Source organism: Egicoccus sp. AB-alg6-2 (assembly GCF_041821025.1).
In the GTDB taxonomy this organism is placed as follows: Bacteria; Actinomycetota; Nitriliruptoria; order Nitriliruptorales; family Nitriliruptoraceae; genus Egicoccus.
This window is the reverse complement of record NZ_JBGUAY010000005.1, coordinates 361,019-377,626: the sequence shown is the minus strand read 5'-3', so window position 1 is coordinate 377,626 and position 16,608 is coordinate 361,019. Positions and strand designations below refer to the sequence as shown.

Genomic DNA, 16,608 nt, shown 5'->3' with positions numbered 1-16,608 from the left:
CGACGGACGATAGGCGGCCGGGTCGCCGGCATTCGAACGGCGACACGGTCAGCCGGCCGGGCCGGCGGGCCGCCGCGTCTACGCGGAGGCGGAGGCGGAGACGCCGCTATCGTCTCGCGCCGTCCCAAGTGACCTCCGGGAGCCGCCCTGTCAACCGCGCCGACGCCGACCGCCGACCGCGCCGATCGTGCGGATCGGCTGGCCGCGCGACTGGCCGTGCCGGTGCTCGTCGCGGCATTGGCCTCGGTCCCGGCCACGTTCCTGACCCTGTTCGAGGAGCCGTACGCCACGGCCGGGGCGACGCTCAACCTCGTCTCCGGGGGCGTGCTGGTGGCCGAGACGGTGGTGCTGCTGGCACTCGCGGGCGACAAGCGGGCGTGGCTGCGGCGGAATCGCTGGCTCGTCGGACTGACGGTGCTGCTGGTCCCCGCGATCGTGCTCGCGCTCGGGCCGGTGCAGTTGCTGCGCCTGGCACGGGCCGTCCGCGCCGTCGGCGCCCTGCGCGTCCTGCGGGTGCGCCGGATCGTCAAGGCCGGCCGGATCATCCGGGAGCGTCATGGCCTCGACGGCGGGTGGGCGCGTGCGGTGACCGGGCTGCTCACCCTCAGCGCCGCGGTCTTCGTCGCCATCGTGCTGACCGACCAGACCTCGACCTCGCGCCAGTACCTCGACGCGGTCACGGCACGGGTCGGGGTGCTGGGGATCGCCGTCGCCGGCGTCATCGTCGCGGTCGCCACCTACGTGGTGCGGACCAACCGCGACCGGGCGCCGGCGGTCCCGACCCGCAGAGGCTCAGAAGAGCAGCATGCTCACGAGCAGGACGGCGATGGCGGCGACGATCGTGCGCACGGCCGCGGCGCGGGCGCGTGAGGCCTCGACGAACAGCACCTTTCCGGCCAGGAAGCCGCCGAGCAGGCCGCCAAGATGTCCGCCGACCGAGATTCCCGGCAACACGAAGGTGATCACGAGGTTGAGCAGAACCAGGCTGCCCACGTCGGTGCGCCACGGGTCGACGCCGCGGGCACGCATCCCGGCCATGGCGGCGCCCATCAGACCGAACACCGCGCCGGACGCGCCGACGGTGACGCCGACGGGGGACGTGGCGAACACCCAGCCGAGCAGCGGCACCTCCGCGAGCGGGGTGTACGCGGTGAGCCATCCCAGGCCCACGATGCCGAGCGCGCCGCCGGCCAGACCGGCCAGATAGAGCGCCCCGAACCGCAGGTGACCGAGCACGGGCTCGAGCATCTCGCCGAGGCGCCACAGCAGCAGCGCGTTGAAGCCGATGTGGATCAGTCCGACGTGCAGGAATGCGCTCGTCACCAATCGCCACGGTTCGACGCCCGCCAGTGCCGGCACCAGCCCGAACTGGCGGGTCAGCGGGGCCGCCATGCTCACGAGGTAGACCACCGCGATGACACCCACGAGGGTCTGGCTCACCAGCGGTCGAACCAGCAGGTCGCGCAGGCCGCGGACGGGTTGGCCGCCACGGGCGCACTCGGGGCACTGGTAGCCGACCGGGGCCTCGATCATGTCATCGGTGCAGATCGGACGGTCGCAGCGCGAACAACGCAGCGTCGCCTCGCGGTCAGGATGGCGATAGCAGACGGTCGTGCTGGTTTCGTGGTCGCTCACGAACGCTCAGGCCTGGTCGAGTGGAGCGTGGAAGGTACCCGCGGGCGACCTCCGGCCGGGAGGGCGCCGGACCGCACGCGTCAGGCGGTCCAGCCCAGCACCGCCTCACCGAAGGTCAGCACCCCCAACCACACGGCCGCGTTGGCGAGCGGGACGAGCGGCGTCAGCAGCGGACGGGTCCGTGCCAGCCGGACCAGGATGACCACCGCGGCGATCCAGACCACACCCAACACCAGGACGGCCCACAGCGGCGCGACCAGGCCACTGGAGAGGGTGAAGAACCCGACGCCGAGCTGCAGGATCGCGGCGACGACGATCGCCGCGATGTTCGACGGTGACGGACGGGATCGGGTGGGGGCCGTGCCGGTCATTGGTCAGCCTCGGTTCACCGGCGCCGCGGCGGCGTCGTGGTACGGCCAGCATCCTCCCATCGCGCGCGGCCGACCACCAGGGCGAGCCCCCAGCACCGCCCGGGGTGGCGGTAGCCTGGCGTCATGACGCCGGCCGTGCAGCGACAGACCGAGGCGCTCACCGAGCTGCTCGCCGCGGGCCCGGCCCTGGTCGTCACGGGGGCCGGCATCTCGACCGACTCGGGGATCCCGGACTACCGGGACGCGAGCGGCCGCATGCGGCACGTCTCGCCGATGACCTACCAGCGCTTCGTCGGCAGCCACGACGAGCGACGGCGGTACTGGGCCCGCAGCCACCTGGGCTGGCCCCGGATCGCCGCGGCAAGGCCGAACGCTTCGCACCGCGCCGTGACGGCGTTGCAAGCGGCCGGACACGTCCGCGGGGTCGTGACCCAGAACGTGGACGGACTGCACACCGCCGCGGGCACGGCCGGCGTGATCGACCTGCACGGCCGCCTCGACGCCGTCGCGTGCCTCGACTGCGACGTCCGCCGGCCACGACTCGAGCTCGGACTGCGCCTCGATGCGGTCAACCCGGGGTTCCGCGAGCGGGTGGCGGCCGGTGCGCGGAGCCACCGCCCCGATGGCGACGTCGTCATCGCCGAAGACGTGGTCGCCGGGTTCCGGGTCGTCGCCTGCCGGCGATGTGAGGGGGTGCTCAAGCCCGACGTGGTGTTCTTCGGGGAGCACGTGCCGTCCGAGCGCTTCCGCGCCGCGCTCGGCCTGCTCGACCGCTCGGCGGCCTTGCTGGTCCTCGGCTCGTCGTTGATGGTCGGGTCGGGGTTCCGGTTCGTGACCGCCGCACGTCGTCGGGGTCTGCCGATCGCGATCGTGAGCCGCGGCGTCACCCGTGGCGACGCGCTCGCGGCGATCAAGGTCGACGCGTCACTCGGCCGGGTCCTGCCCGCCGTGGCCGAGGCACTCGCCGACCCGCCGGCGCGGCACGCCACGCTGCCCGCCGGGTAGCGTTGGGTGCGTCGCGGGCCCTCGCCGACGTCGATTCCGACCGCCCGTAACGAACCTGCGGAAAGACGACATGAGTGACGTGAAGAAGCTCGACCTCGACGTAGAATGGATGCAGGAGGTCCTGCTCGAGCTGCTGCGCATCCCGAGCCCCTCCGGCCGTACCGATGTGATCATGCAGCACGTCGGGGAGCGCCTCGAGGAGATCGGGTTGCCCTTCGAGGTCACCCGACGCGGCGTGATGGTGGGCAGCCTCGACGGCGAGGAGGGCACGCTGGACCGGGCCGTCGTCGTGCACACCGACACGATCGGGTGCATGGTCCAGGCGTTGAAGGACAACGGCCGGCTCGCGATCGTGCCGGTCGGCACCCACAGCTCCCGCTTCTCCGAGGGCAGCCGGGTCACGATCCTGACCGACGACCCCGAGCACGTGTTCACCGGCACCGTGCTGCCGACCAAGGCGTCGGGACACGCGTTCGGCGACGACATCGACACCCACCCCATCGGCTGGGAACACGTCGAGGTGCGCGTCGACGAACGGGTGTCCAGCGCGCAGGATCTCGCCGACCTCGGGATCCAGGTCGGCGACTTCGTGGCACAGGTCGCCTTCCCGGTCATCACGCGCTCGGGCTTCGTCACCTCGCGGCACCTCGACGACAAGGCCGGGGTCGCGGCCACCCTGGCCGCCTTCAAGGCGCTGCTCGAGCGTGGCGAGGAGCTCGAGGTCGGGGCCCACCTGCTGATCACGACCGCCGAGGAGGTCGGGCACGGCGCATCGTCGGGGCTGTACCACGACGTCGCGGAATTGGTGTCGGTCGACGCCGCGGTGGTCGCGCCGGGCCAGCACTCCACGGAGACGGGCGTCTCCATCGCGATGCAGGACCTGCACGGCCCCTTCGACTACCACCTGTCGCGCAAGCTGCACGGCCTGGCCCGTGAGCACGGCATCGAGGCGCATCGCGACGTGTTCCGGTTCTACCGCTCGGACGTCGCCTCCGCCCTCGAGGCGGGCGCCGAGACGCGCGCCGCGCTGCTCGGGTTCGGCGTCGACGCCACCCACGGGTGGGAGCGCACGCACCTCGATGCGATCGTGGCCACCGGTGAGCTGTTGGCCCTGTACCTGCAGACCCCGCTGACCTTCGCCAAGTGGGACGCCGAACCGAGCGGCCCGCTCCGCGACTTCCCGTCGACCGCGGTCCAGCCGGTCCGGCGCGAACCCGAATGGGACCCCGAGGCGCCCGAACTGGTCGAGAAGGAGCCGTTCCCCGACGACTACGAGGCCTGACGGGCCGGGCCACCGCCATGTCGCAGCTCCGCGTCCATGTCGCGCCAGCCCCGCACGGTCGACGATCTGCCGCGACATCGACGATCTGCCGCGACATGGCCAGGCGGGAGGAAATCCGCGGTCGTGTCACACCCGGTTCGTACGGTGCTCCCACCGAACGCGCAGGGGGACACCGATGTTGACCACGATGCTGACCGCCACGCTGGCGGCGGCCGTCGTCGGGCTGGCCGTGGCCTGGTGGATGTCGCGCCAGCAGCGCGACGACGCCCAGGTCCTGATCGACGGGCTGCGTGGTGAACTGCTCGCCCAACAGCAGCAGGCGGCCGAGCACGCCGCGGTGGCGCGTCGCGACGATCTGCAGCACGCGATCCAGGCGCTGGTGGCCGAGGCCGACCGGCAGGTGGCGGCGACCAACCGCACCGGCGTCGCCGAACTCGACGGGCGCAAGGCGCTGATCGACGCCGAGCTGCAGCGGATGGGGACGACCCTCGGTCAGGTCGTCGACCTGGTCCGCACGCTCGAGTCGGAGCGGGCCGACCAGCTCGGTCAGGTCCGTGAGCAACTCCAGGGCGTGACCCGGACACATGCGCAGCTGGCCGCCACGACCGGTGCCATCCGCGAGGCGCTCACCTCGTCGCAGGCCCGTGGACAGTGGGGTGAGCGCATGGCCGAGGACGTCCTGACCGCGGCCGGGTTCAAGCACGGCGTCAACTACGTGACCCAGCGCACCCTGGCCTCGGGCAGCCGTCCCGACGTGACGTTCCTGCTGCCCGGTGAACTGTGCCTGCACATGGACGTGAAGTTCCCGCTGGCCAACTACCTCGCCATGCTCGAGTGCGACGGCGAGTCCGACCGGGAGCAGTGCCGCAAGGCGTTCCTGCGCGACGTCCGGGGCCGCGTGAAGGAGCTGGCGATCCGTGGGTACGTCGATCCCGATGCGGGCACGCTGGACTTCGTGGTGCTGTTCCTGCCGAACGAACACGTCTACGGCTACGTGCACGAACAGGACCCGACCCTGCTCGACGACGCGCTTCGCCAGGGTGTGGTCATGTGTTCGCCCTCGACGCTGTTCGCCGTGCTCGCGGTCGTCCGTCAGGCCTGTGACGGCGTCGCCCTGCAGCGCACCTCGGACCAGATCGTGGCGCTGTTGTCCGGCTTCACGCAGCAATGGGGTCGCTACACCGACGAGGTCGACAAGCTCGGACGACAGCTCGACACCGTCCGACGCACCTACGACGGTCTCGCCACCACGCGTCGACGCCAGCTCGAACGCCAACTCGAGCGCATCGAGGAGGTCCGCGAGGAGCGTGGCGTCCTGCCGGCGACCGTCGACGACCGACCCCGGTTGCTCCGCCTCCCGGACCCGACCGGACCCTCAGGTCCGGGCGTCGACCGCGCCGACGACGAGGGCGGCGCGGCCGACGAGCATCGCCCCCCCGCGGCGACGGTGGGCTGAGCGTGGCGCGGACGCCGAAGCGCCATGACCACGACGCCGTCGGCGACCGGGACCTGCTGGACCGCAAGGCCGCGCTGCGAAGCCGCACGTGGGACGCGCTCGCCGCGGCGAAGGTGACCCGCTTCCCCGGTGCGCACCACCGCATCAGCAACTTCGTGGGCGCCGAGGCGGCAGCCGAGCGGCTCCGTGGTACCGACGAGTGGCAGACGGCGGCGACGCTGAAGGCCAATCCGGACAGTCCCCAGTGGCCGGTGCGCCAGCGGGCGCTCGAGGACGGCAAGCTCGTCTACATGGCAGTGCCGCGGCTGGCCGGCGAGGACCCGTTCTTCCTCCTCGACCCCGACCACCTCGCCGACACGCCCCGGAGGGCCTCGTCGATCAAGGGTGCGTCGGCCAGCGCCCGCACCGTCGCGGTGACCGAACTCGAACCGGTGGACCTGGTCGTCACCGGCTGTGTCGCGGTCGCCGAGGACGGGACCCGGCTCGGCAAGGGCGGCGGCTTCAGTGACCTCGAGTTCGCCCTCGCCTGCGAGGCCGGGATGATCGGGCCGGGGACGCTGGTCGCCACCACGGTGCATGAACTGCAGGTGTTGCCCGCCGGAGGCATCCCCCGGGCCGACCACGACGTGCGGGTCGACCTGATCGTCACGCCCGAACGGGTCCTGCGAGTGCCCCGCACGGGGGACTGGCGTGCCGGGCGGATCCACTGGGAGCAACTCACGCCTGACAAGGTCGCGGCGATCCCGCTGCTGGCGCCCCTGGCCCCGCCCGCGCCGTAGCCGACCGGGCGCCGCCTCGACCCGCCGAAGTGGCGCCGCCTCGACCCGCCGAAGTGGGCGCGGGAAACCCTTGACCGGCGCGCTTCACCAGTGTTAGTTTTGTTTCCTAACGAAGTTCGTCGCTGGGGGAGCGCGACGACGCGCCGGTTGGGAGACCGAGGGGAGGACGGGACGTGGCTGACCTGCTGGTCGGACCGTTGCGTTCGGTCCGTACGGCCTCGGGGCAACAGGCTCGCGAGGTCAACCGCCGCTCCGTCCTGCACGCCGTCGCCTCGGGCACGGCGGTGACCCGCGCCGACCTCGCGCGGCTCACCGGACTGACCCGCCCCACCATCTCCTCCCTGATCGACCAGCTCGTCGACGACGGGCTGGTGGTCGAGGCCGGGCCGGGGGAGTCGGCCGGCGGGAAGCGGCCCACGCTGCTCGCCATCGACGCAGGGGCCCGCCAGGTCGTCGCCATCGACGTGGGCACCGACGTCGTCGTCGGGCTGCTCAGCGACCTCGCCGGTCGGCCGCTCGCGTCGGGCACGCTGCACGAGCCGATGCACGGCGACGAACTCGTCGCCGCCCTCGCGGACCTCATCGAGGACCTCGCCGCGCAGGCGAGCGCGCCGATCGCGGGCGTGGGCATCGGCACGCCCGGCCTGGTGCACGCCGACGGCACCGTCGTCGAGGCGGCGAACCTCGGTTGGCACGACCGGCCGCTCGGCGCGCAACTGCAGGCACGGACCGGGTTGTCGGTCTGGGTCGCCAACGACGCGGATGCGGCCGCACTGGTCGAGTTCGGCCGGTTGCCCGAGGGGCGCGACGGCCTGGCCCTCGTGCGGATCGGTGCCGGTGTCGGCGCCGGCCTGGTGCTCGGGGGCCGCCCCTACGCGGGCAGTCGGGCAGCAGCCGGCGAGGTCGGACATCTCGTCGTGGTGCCCGACGGGGCGCCGTGTTCGTGCGGCAACAACGGCTGCCTCGAGACCGTGGCGAGCCTGCGCCCGATCCTGGCCGCGGGCGGCTTCGACCTCGCGCACCCGCCTACCGATCTCGCCGCGTTGTTGGCGGCCGGTGGGGCGCCGGTGCGGGCAGCGTTGGATCTCGCGGCCGACCATCTGGGTTCGGTCGTGGCCCACATGATCGCCATCGTCGACGTCTCCGACGTCGTGCTGTCGGTCGAGATCCCCGGCGTCGGTGAAGCGCTCGCCGAGCGGGTGCGGCAGGTGGTCGGCGACTGTCTGTTGCCGCGCCTGGCCCACGACGTCGACGTGCGTGCGGCGGTCGACGCCGAGGACCTGGTGCTCGACGGCGCGCACGCCCTGGTGTTGGCCGGCGAACTCGGGATGGTGCGGCCATGACCGCCATCGGCGTGGACATCGGCGGTTCGACGACCGAAGTGGTGCGGATCGGACCCGACGGCGGGATCGAGGGGCACGCACTCGTGCCGACCCGTCCCGGTGCCGCGCTCGTCGACGGCACGATCGAAGCGATCCGACGCGTGGCGCCCACCGGCGGTGTCGACCGGATCGGCGTGGGCATCCCGGGCCAGGTCGACCGCGTCGACGGCTCGGTCGGACTGGCCGTCAACCTCGGCATCGACGGCGTCCGCCTTCCGCTGGGCAGCCGGCTCGCCGCCGCCTTCGACGCCCACGTCGAGGTCGAGAACGACGCCCGCGCGGCCGCGCTCGGCGCCCACGTGCATCTCGCCCCCGACGCCGACGTCCTGGTCTTCCTCGGCATCGGCACCGGCGTGGCGGCCGGGGTCGTCATCGACGGCCGGATCCATCGGGGCCGAAACGGCATGGCGGGCGAGATCGGTCATGTCGTCGTCGACCCGACTGGTCCCGCCTGCCGGTGCGGTCAACGCGGTTGCCTCGAGGCCCTGGTGTCGGGTGGCGCCCTGCGCGATCGCTGGCCCGCCGGGGGCGCCGAGGCGGCCGCGCACCTGTTCCGCCGCGCGACCGTCGGCGATCCCGACGCGCGCGTCCTCGCCGACGAGGTCACCGCTCATCTGGCGACGGCCATCACCTGGTTGGTCGTCGCGTACGGCGCCGACGTGGCCGTGCTGGGCGGCGGCGTGGGTCGCATCGGCGAACCGTTGTTGCAAGCCGTACGGGGGCGTCTCGCGGAGCAGGCGTCCCGCTCCGAAGTCGCCGGGTTCCTCCTGGGACCCGAGCGCATCAGGTGTGCACCGGCGGAGGGTCCGCTCGGTGCGGTGGGTGCGGCCGCGTTGGTGGGAGCCACCGCGCGACCTCTCGAAGACGCGGCGACACCGGTCGTCGCGATGAATCCAGCCACGCCGGGCTGACTCCCGACGGGCACTGGCAAGACGAGATGGATGGAGAGGGACCATGCGTAGAGGGATGCGAGCGGCGCTCGCGGCCGGGGCAGCCATAACGCTGCTCGCAGGCGCGTGCGCGAACCCCGCCCCCGAGGCCGACGGCGAACCGAGCAGCGCCGAAGGCAACGAGGACGCCGACACCGACGACAGCGCAGCGACCGACGACGACAGCGCAGCGACCGACGACGACGGCGAGGACACCGACGCGGGCGAGCCCGCATTCGACGTCCCCGCCGGCTACACCCACCTGGCCGACGCGCTGGAGGGCGCCTACGAGGGCGAGACCGTCACCGTGCTCAGCCAGTGGATCGCCGAGGACGGCGAACGGTTCACCGAGGCCGTGCGCCCCTTCGAGGACGCCACCGGTATCACCGTGCAGATCGACGGTGTCGCCGACTACACCACCACCCTGGTTGCCCGCGCCGAGGGCGGCAACCCACCTGACGTGGCCCAGGTCGCCCAACCGGGGCTGATGCGGACGTTGGCCGGGAACGGCCACCTCGTACCGGTCGGCGACTGGATCGACAGCGACCAGCTCGGTGCCGACTTCGGGGACGCCTGGCTGGAGATGACCAGTGCCGACGGCGACGTCTACGGCATCACCTGGGGCGCCTTCACCAAGTCCGTGGTCTGGTACCCGGCGCAGGCGTTCGAGGACGCCGGCTACGAGGTTCCGACCACCTGGGACGAGCTGACCGCCCTCTCCGACAAGATCGTCGCGAGCGGGTCCAGCCCGTGGTGCATCAGCGTGGAGCACGGCGACTTCAGCGGCTGGCCCGCGACCGACTGGGTCGAGGACGTCCTGCTGCGCACCGCACCGCCCGAGGTCTACGACGAGTGGGCCGCCGGCGAGCGGAACTTCTCGGATCCCGAGGTCGCCGAGGCGTTCGAGCGCACCGCCGAGTTGTTCTTCACGGACGGCTACGCCTATGGCGGGCCGACCTGGATGAACGAGACCTGGGTCGGCGCGACCCCGCTGCCGATGTTCCACGGCCAGGACGGTCCGGACTGCTGGTTCCACAAGCAGGCCACCTGGATCGCCGACTTCTTCCTCGCCGACCCGAACGCATCGGCCGATGACCCCGAGGCGGAGCGCCTGTCCGCGGGCGAGGACGCGAAGTTCTTCGTCCTGCCCCCGATCGAGGACGCCTACGGCACCCCGGTGCTCGGCGCCGCGGACCAGTTCGTGGCGTTCAACGACCGCGAACCGGTCCGGGCCCTGCTCGAGTTCCTCGCGACTCCGGCCGCCGTCGAGCCGATGATCGCTGCCGGCGGGTTCATCTCGCCCAACGAGAGCGTGCCCGACGACTGGTACCAGGACTACTCCTCGCAGGAGTCCGCAGCCATCCTGGCCGCAGCGTCCACCCTGCGCGACGACGCCTCCGACGGCATGCCCGCCGCGGTCGGATCGGCCTTCAACGCCGCGATGGTCGACTGGATCCGGGCAGGGGGCGGCAACACCGACGAGATCCTGGCCCGACTCGACGCCCTGGAATGGGACGGCGAGGAGTAGGCCGTACAAGCTCGGGCGCTCTGGTCGGTCCGCCGGTCCGGAGTCCTCGGGAATCACCCACCAGGGGTGCCGGAACGACCGGAGACGGTCGATCCGGCACCCCCACCACCCGGGAGGGGGTGCATCGTGGCCAGCGTCACCTTCGACGGGCGATCTGGTCGCCCGGCCAGGGTTGCCCGGGCGCTCCTGGCCCTCGCGGCCCTCGGCGTCGTGGTCGCCCTGTTGTGGTGGAGCGTGGGATTCCTCGCCGACCCGCTGGCGACCGACCGTGCGGTGAGCCGGATCCTCGGCCTGCTGGGCGCCGACGCCTCGGCCGAGGCGGTCGCGTCGCGCGGCCTCACCCCGGCGTCGCGCAAGCTCGGAGGTGCCGGCGTCGCCCTGCTCGTCGGCGTGGGTGGGGTGTGGGCGTTGTTCGTGACCGCCAACCACGCCATCGACACGGTGTTCGGCGATAAGGTGCGGGAGCAGGTGCGTCCGTGGCTGTTCGTCGGTCCGGCGGTCGCCCTCATCGCGATCTACCTCGTCGTGCCGACGATCGGCACCATCCGCCAGAGCCTCACCAACCGGGCCGGCGAGTTCACGCTCGCCCACTACCGCTTCGCGCTCACCGACCCGGCGATGCTGCTCGCGTTCCGCAACAACGTCCTCTGGCTGGTGCTCGGCACGCTGGGCAGCGTCGTGATCGGCGTGGGCTTCGCGGCCCTGGTCGACCGGCTCAAGCGCGAGGCGCTCGCCAAGACGTTCATCTTCCTGCCGATGGCGATCTCGTTCGTCGGCGCCAGCGTCATCTGGCGTTTCGTCTACGCCTGGCAGCCGACGAACCGCCCCCAGACGGGCCTGCTCAACGCCATCGTCACCGGGCTGGGATTCGAGGCGATCCCGGTGCTCTCGATCAGCCCGCTCAACACGGTCGCCCTGATCGTGGTCATGATCTGGCTGCAGACGGGCTTCGCGATGGTCATCTTCTCCGCCGCGATCAAGTCGGTGCCCGGCGAGGTGATCGAGGCGGCCCGCCTGGACGGTGCCGGGGAGTTCACCGTGTTCCGGCGCATCGTCGTTCCCATGATCCGCGGCACCATCCTGACCGTCGCCACGACGATCTTCATCGCCATCCTCAAGGTGTTCGACATCGTCTGGGTCATGGGACGGGGCGGCAACTTCGAGACCGAGGTGGTCGCGACCCGCATGTTCAAGGAGATGTTCCAGTTCCAGAACTTCGGGCGTGCCAGCGCGCTGGCCGTGATCCTGTTGCTGGTGGTCGTTCCGGTCATGGTCGTCAACATCCGCAACATGCACCGGCAGGGGGTGGGCGCATGACGGCCCTGGTCCCGCCGCGGACGGTCGAGTCACCGACCTCGCAGCGACGCCGAACCCAAAGGCGCAGCGAGCCGCGCCCGCTGCGGTGGCGCCGCGGATCCCGGCGGCGGGGCCACGAACCCGGTCGCCGTTCGCTGCTCGTCCGCCTGCTGGTCGTGGTCATCGCCTTCGTGTGGTCGCTGCCGACCGCGGGCCTGCTGATCAGCTCGCTGCGCGCACCCGGCGCCATCGCGACCAGCGGCTGGTGGACCGCCATCGCCCATCCGTTCGAGACCTCGCAGTGGACGCTGGCCAACTACGTCAGCGTGCTCGGCGACCGCGGCATGTTCGACGCCTTCGTCAACTCGTTGGTCATCGCCATCCCCGCGACGGTGATCCCCATCAGCCTGGCCGCCTTCGCCGCCTACGCCTTCGCCTGGATCGAGTTCCCTGGACGCAAGGTGCTGTTCGCCGTGGTGGTCGGCCTCCTCGTGGTCCCGCTGCAGATGACCCTGGTCCCCCTCCTGCAGCTCTACGTGGGCTGGCACCTGACGGGCACCTACCTCGGCACCTGGCTCGCGCACACCGGGTTCGGGCTGCCCATGGCGATCTTCCTGCTCTACAACTACGTGGCGGACCTGCCAAAGGAGCTGATGGAGGCGGCCTACGTGGACGGGGCCAGCCACTTCACCGCGTTCCTCCGCCTGGTGCTGCCACTCGCCGCCCCCGTGCTGGCCGCCTTCGCGATCTTCCAGTTCCTATGGGTGTGGAACGACTTCCTCGTGGCCTACATCTTCCTCGGCACCAGCTCCGACGTCGCGGTCCTCACCGCCCAGCTGCAGCAGCTCGTCGGCACCCGCGGCGAGGACTGGCACCTGCTCACCGCCGGAGCGTTCGTGTCCATGGTGGTGCCGCTGGTCGTGTTCCTGACGATGCAGCGCTACTTCGTCCGGGGCCTGCTCACCGGCGGGGTGAAGGGATGACGGCCCACCCGACCGGGTCGCCTCCCGGGGCCCACCCGACCGGGTCGCCTCCCGGGGCCCACCCGACCGGGTCGCCTCCCGGGGCCCACCCGACCGATGCCCACCTGCTGCGGGCGTATGCTGGCCGCGAGCTGCCCGCGCACGCGGCGGCCGAGATCGCGGCCGGCGAGGTGCCCGGGGTCACCCTGTTCCGCCACGACAACGTCGACACCCCGCACCAGCTGCGCGCGCTCACCGACGCGATGCAGGCGGCACGACCGCCCGCCGCCCCGCCGCTGCTCGTCGCGATCGACCAGGAGGGCGGACAGCTGCTCGGCCTCGGCGACCACAGCACCCCGTTCGCGGGCAACCTCGCGCTGGGCGCCGCCGACGATCCAGATCTCGCCGAACGCGTCGGTGCCGCCATCGGTCGCGAGGCCGCCGCCTGCGGCGTCAACGTCGTCTACGCGCCCGTCTGCGACCTCCTCAGCGACCCCACCGCGCCGGGTCTCGGTCTGCGCGCCTTCGGGGACGAGCCGGTCGCCGCCGGTCGGCTCGCGGCCGCGTTCGTCCGGGGGGTGCGTTCCACCGGCGTCGCCGCGACCCTCAAGCACTTCCCCGGGACCGGTGCCGTCGCCGTCGACACCCACCACCGTCTCGCGGCCGTCGACGTGGACCGCGAGGTGCTCGACGCCCGCGAGCTGGCGGTGTTCCGCGCCGCGCTGCGGGCCGGACCGGACCTGGTGATGTCGGGACACTTCGCCGTGCCGGCACTCACCGGTCGCGACGACCTGCCGGCCACCCTGGCGGCCGAGGTGATGACCGGTCTGCTGCGCGAAGAGCTCGGTCACGACGGCGTCATCATCACCGATGCGCTGGACATGAAGGCCCTGACGCAGGGCGCCGGCCAGATCGTCGACGCCGTCGCCGCCCTCCACGCCGGCGTCGACCTGCTCTTGTGCGGCCACGACGAGGACGCCAACGTCCGGCTCCGAGACGGGTTGCGACTGGCGTTGCACCGGCGCCTGCTCGACGCCGACCGTCTCACCGCGTCCGCCCGGCGGCTCACGGCGCTGCGCCGACGCGCGGGTGCCCTGGTGGCACCGCCGCCGGACGCCGTCGGTGGCACCGAGCACGCCGTACTCGCCGCCGAACTGGCGCAGCGATCCATCACCCTGGTCCGCGACGACGACGCGCTCCTGCCCATCTCGGTGTCCGAGGAGACCGAGGTCCTGGTGATCCAGCCGCAGCCACGCGACCTGACACCGGCCGACACGACCTCGACCGTCCCGCCGCTGCTCGCCGCCGCCCTCCGGGAGCGATTGCCCCGCGTGCGCAGCCTCGTCGTCACCGACCCTCCGGACCGCGCCGAGACCGCCGCCGCGGTGTCCGCGGCCCACGACGCCGGCATGGTCGTGCTCGGGACGAGCGCCGCCAGCCTCGAGCCCGCACAGGCGGAACTCGTCCGCGCCGTCCTCGACGCGGGCACCCCCGTCGTCGCCGTGGCGTTGCGCACGCCGTCCGACCTCGAGGTCCTCGCGGCTGCCCCGACCGTGCTCTGCAGCTACGGCATCCTGCCGCCCACCATCGACGCACTGGCCGCGGTCCTGTGCGGGGAAGCGGCCGCGACAGGTCGCCTCCCCGTCTCCGCGCCGGTGGGGCGGTCCCGATGACCCGGTCGACGATCCGGCTGACCGGTGGTCGGCTGGCGCTTCCCGACGGCCCACGAACCGGCGACCTCGTCCTGCGTGACGGCCGCATCGATGCCATCCGTACGGACGCCGTCGACGAGCTTCCCGTCCGTTCCGCCGACGCCGACGACAGCTCGGCCGTGACGGTCGACGTGAGCGGGCTGCTCGTCGCGCCCGGGTTCGTGGACCTGCAGGTCAACGGTGGTCACGGCATCGACCTCACGTCCGAGCTCGGTGAGCGGCCCGATCGCCTGTGGGAGCTCGCCGCCCGGTTGCCCGCCCAGGGCGTGACCGCCTTCGTGCCCACCATCGTGTCCTCGTCCTCCGAGGCGGTCGCGGCGGCGCTGACCGCGCTCGCCCGACGGCCCGCGGACCACGTCGGCGCCACGGCGCTCGGCGTGCATGCCGAGGGGCCGATGCTCGCGCCAGCCAAACGCGGCACCCACGCACCCGAGGCACTCCGACCACCGGACCCGTCACTGATCGAGGGGTGGTCCCGCGACGCCGGTCTGGTCCTGGTGACGGTGGCGCCGGAGCTTCCCGGCGCATGCGGGATCATCGCCGAACTCGTCCGTCGTGACGTGGTCGTGGCTCTCGGCCACACCGACGCCACCTTCGAGGAGGCGACGGCTGGACTCGAAGCCGGCGCCCGTGCCGGCACCCACCTCGGCAACGCGATGTCGGGATTCACGGCCCGCCAGCCGGGCGCCATCGGTGCGCTGCTCGCCGACCCGGACGCCGTCGTCGGACTCATCGTCGACGGGGTGCACCTGCACCCGGGGACCGTGGCGGCGCTGTGGCGGCTCCTCGGGCCTCGGCGGATCGCCTTGGTGACCGATGCCATCGCCGCCGCCGGAACCGACGGCGGGGAAGCGGTCCTCGGCGGACGCACCGTCACCATCGCGGACGGGGTCGTCCGTGACGAGGACGGGGCACTCGCCGGCAGCACCGTCACGATGGACCGCGCTCTGCGCGAACTGGTGGCGGCCACCGGCGCCGACCCCTTCGCCGCGCTGCGTGCCGCCACCGCGACCCCGGCGGGGCTGCTCGGTGAGCGGCGCCGAGGCGTCCTGGCCGTCGGGGGACACGGTGACGTCGTGGTGCTCACCTCCGACCTCGAGGTCGTCGCGACCTTCGTCGCCGGTCGCCTGGCCGCGCATCCCCGGCCGGACCGTCTGCCGCTGCCGCCCGAGCTGGGTGGGGCGTCGTCGGTGGGGGAGGAGCCCGGCCGGTGACCCCGCACGAGGAGATCCTCCAACAACCCGAGGTGCTGCGCCGACTGTTCGCGACGCAGCACCCGACGGCCGCGGCGGTCGCCCGGCAGTGGCGCGACGCCGCGCCGACCCATGTCGTGATCGCTGCCAGGGGCACCTCCGACAACGCGGCCCGGTACGCGCAGTACCTGTGGGGGCAGCGCGCCCGGCTGACGGTCGGTCTCGCGGCACCCGCGCTGTTCGCCGAGGGCACGCCTTCGCCGCGCCTCGATGGTGCGGTCGTGGTCGGCATCTCCCAGTCGGGCGCGTCGCCCGACCTGGTCGCCGTACTCGCCGAGGCCCGCCGCCAGGGCCGACCGACGCTCGCGATCACCAACGAGCCGGCGTCACCGCTGGCCGAGGTCGCCGACCAGGTGCTGGCGCTGGGTGCCGGCCCGGAGCGGGCCGTTGCGGCGACCAAGACGTACACGGCGCAACTCGGGGCCGTCGCCCTCATCGCCGCCGCCCTGGCCCCCGCGGACGACGGCGATGACCTGGGACGGGTCCCCGACGCCGTGGCTTCCGCGCTCGCCGACGAGGCGGTCGTCGCCGAGGTCGCGGCGCGCTGGGCCGACTTCGACCGTTGTGCGGTGCTCGGCCGTGCGACCGGACTCGCCACCGCCCACGAGTGGGCCCTGAAACTGCAGGAACTGGCCTACGTGCTGGCTCAGCCGGCGTCGCCGGCGGACTTCGCGCACGGACCGCGTGCGGTGGTCGAGCCGGACTTCCCCGTGCTCGCCGTCGCCACCGACGGCAGGTGGCTCGCCGGCATGCTCGACACCCTCGCCGGCCTCCGGCAGCAGGGCGCACGCACGCTCGTGCTCGCCGACCGGCCGGAGCACGTCCGCCACGTCGCCGACGACGTGCTCGCCGTTCCCGGTGGTGTCGCCGAGTGGTTGTCCCCGATCGTCGCGATCGTGGCGGCCCAGCTGTGGTGCCTGCACGTCACCGTGGCGCGGGGCGGCGATCCCGAGTCGCCGCGCGGCCTGACCAAGGTGACGCGCACGCGCTGACCGGTCGTTCGTCCGCTCCCGCCGCC

The 16,608-nt window shown here is 72.7% G+C and carries 15 protein-coding genes; 13 read left to right on the top strand and 2 right to left on the bottom strand.

What is annotated here, in order from left to right; genetic code table 11:
- Positions 1-216: 216 nt before the first annotated feature.
- Entirely contained in the window at positions 217-870 is a 654-nt protein-coding gene (locus tag ACERMF_RS11185) for a hypothetical protein (protein WP_373669163.1), read from the top strand.
- Here the strand turns inward: ACERMF_RS11185 and ACERMF_RS11180 are convergent.
- Both ACERMF_RS11180 and ACERMF_RS11175 read right to left on the bottom strand, forming a co-directional pair.
- Positions 793-1,635, bottom strand: coding sequence for a rhomboid family intramembrane serine protease (locus ACERMF_RS11180; RefSeq protein ID WP_373669162.1), 843 nt, complete (start codon positions 1,633-1,635; stop codon positions 793-795). The genes ACERMF_RS11185 and ACERMF_RS11180 overlap by 78 nt on opposite strands.
- A gap of 80 nt (positions 1,636-1,715) precedes the next feature.
- Complete coding sequence (locus tag ACERMF_RS11175; RefSeq protein WP_373669161.1) at positions 1,716-2,006, bottom strand: hypothetical protein; 291 nt, start codon at positions 2,004-2,006, stop codon at positions 1,716-1,718.
- 135 nt (positions 2,007-2,141) lie between these two features.
- Here ACERMF_RS11175 and ACERMF_RS11170 point away from each other — a divergent pair, with 135 nt between their 5' ends.
- The 12 genes from ACERMF_RS11170 (at position 2,142) to ACERMF_RS11115 (ending at position 16,582) form a co-directional block, all read left to right on the top strand.
- The gene (locus ACERMF_RS11170; protein WP_373669160.1) at positions 2,142-3,011 is read left to right on the top strand and encodes an NAD-dependent protein deacetylase; all 870 of its coding nucleotides are present in this window, start codon (positions 2,142-2,144) and stop codon (positions 3,009-3,011) included.
- 70 nt (positions 3,012-3,081) lie between these two features.
- Positions 3,082-4,293 carry an osmoprotectant NAGGN system M42 family peptidase gene (locus tag ACERMF_RS11165; RefSeq protein ID WP_373669159.1) on the top strand — a complete coding sequence of 404 codons (1,212 nt, stop codon included), beginning with the start codon at positions 3,082-3,084 and terminating at the stop codon, positions 4,291-4,293.
- 175 nt (positions 4,294-4,468) lie between these two features.
- Positions 4,469-5,749, top strand: coding sequence for a DNA recombination protein RmuC (locus ACERMF_RS11160; protein WP_373669158.1), 1,281 nt, complete (start codon positions 4,469-4,471; stop codon positions 5,747-5,749).
- A gap of 2 nt (positions 5,750-5,751) precedes the next feature.
- Complete coding sequence (locus tag ACERMF_RS11155; RefSeq protein ID WP_373669157.1) at positions 5,752-6,528, top strand: 5-formyltetrahydrofolate cyclo-ligase; 777 nt, start codon at positions 5,752-5,754, stop codon at positions 6,526-6,528.
- A 173-nt stretch (positions 6,529-6,701) separates the two neighbouring features.
- Positions 6,702-7,871: an ROK family transcriptional regulator gene (locus tag ACERMF_RS11150; protein ID WP_373669156.1), complete on the top strand. Its 1,170-nt coding sequence runs from the start codon at positions 6,702-6,704 to the stop codon at positions 7,869-7,871.
- Positions 7,868-8,821 carry an ROK family protein gene (locus tag ACERMF_RS11145; protein ID WP_373669155.1) on the top strand — a complete coding sequence of 318 codons (954 nt, stop codon included), beginning with the start codon at positions 7,868-7,870 and terminating at the stop codon, positions 8,819-8,821. The genes ACERMF_RS11150 and ACERMF_RS11145 overlap by 4 nt, the downstream gene beginning before the upstream one ends.
- A gap of 43 nt (positions 8,822-8,864) precedes the next feature.
- Positions 8,865-10,367 carry an ABC transporter substrate-binding protein gene (locus ACERMF_RS11140; RefSeq protein ID WP_373669154.1) on the top strand — a complete coding sequence of 501 codons (1,503 nt, stop codon included), beginning with the start codon at positions 8,865-8,867 and terminating at the stop codon, positions 10,365-10,367.
- Between the two features lie 126 nt (positions 10,368-10,493).
- A complete protein-coding gene (locus tag ACERMF_RS11135; RefSeq protein WP_373669153.1) occupies positions 10,494-11,684 on the top strand; it encodes a carbohydrate ABC transporter permease in 1,191 nt (396 codons plus the stop codon).
- A complete protein-coding gene (locus tag ACERMF_RS11130) occupies positions 11,681-12,646 on the top strand; it encodes a carbohydrate ABC transporter permease (protein ID WP_373669152.1) in 966 nt (321 codons plus the stop codon). Before ACERMF_RS11135 ends, ACERMF_RS11130 begins: the two co-directional genes overlap by 4 nt.
- The gene (locus ACERMF_RS11125) at positions 12,643-14,298 is read left to right on the top strand and encodes a glycoside hydrolase family 3 protein (RefSeq protein ID WP_373669151.1); all 1,656 of its coding nucleotides are present in this window, start codon (positions 12,643-12,645) and stop codon (positions 14,296-14,298) included. The genes ACERMF_RS11130 and ACERMF_RS11125 overlap by 4 nt, the downstream gene beginning before the upstream one ends.
- A complete protein-coding gene (gene nagA, locus ACERMF_RS11120) occupies positions 14,295-15,551 on the top strand; it encodes an N-acetylglucosamine-6-phosphate deacetylase (protein ID WP_373669149.1) in 1,257 nt (418 codons plus the stop codon). Before ACERMF_RS11125 ends, nagA begins: the two co-directional genes overlap by 4 nt.
- On the top strand, positions 15,548-16,582 hold the full coding sequence (locus ACERMF_RS11115) for an SIS domain-containing protein (protein ID WP_373669148.1): 1,035 nt from the start codon (positions 15,548-15,550) through the stop codon (positions 16,580-16,582). The genes nagA and ACERMF_RS11115 overlap by 4 nt, the downstream gene beginning before the upstream one ends.
- Positions 16,583-16,608 lie beyond the last annotated feature (26 nt).

Bases quoted from the DNA above. Each gene is read 5' to 3' on its own strand.
- ACERMF_RS11125 (WP_373669151.1), top strand. From the start codon at position 12,643: ATGACGGCCCACCCGACCGGGTCGCCTCCCGGGGCCCACCCGACCGGG.
- nagA (WP_373669149.1), top strand. From the start codon at position 14,295: ATGACCCGGTCGACGATCCGGCTGACCGGTGGTCGGCTGGCGCTTCCC.
- ACERMF_RS11175 (WP_373669161.1), bottom strand. From the start codon at position 2,006: ATGACCGGCACGGCCCCCACCCGATCCCGTCCGTCACCGTCGAACATC.
- ACERMF_RS11140 (WP_373669154.1), top strand. From the start codon at position 8,865: ATGCGTAGAGGGATGCGAGCGGCGCTCGCGGCCGGGGCAGCCATAACG.
- ACERMF_RS11130 (WP_373669152.1), top strand. From the start codon at position 11,681: ATGACGGCCCTGGTCCCGCCGCGGACGGTCGAGTCACCGACCTCGCAG.
- ACERMF_RS11165 (WP_373669159.1), top strand. From the start codon at position 3,082: ATGAGTGACGTGAAGAAGCTCGACCTCGACGTAGAATGGATGCAGGAG.
- ACERMF_RS11160 (WP_373669158.1), top strand. From the start codon at position 4,469: ATGTTGACCACGATGCTGACCGCCACGCTGGCGGCGGCCGTCGTCGGG.
- ACERMF_RS11145 (WP_373669155.1), top strand. From the start codon at position 7,868: ATGACCGCCATCGGCGTGGACATCGGCGGTTCGACGACCGAAGTGGTG.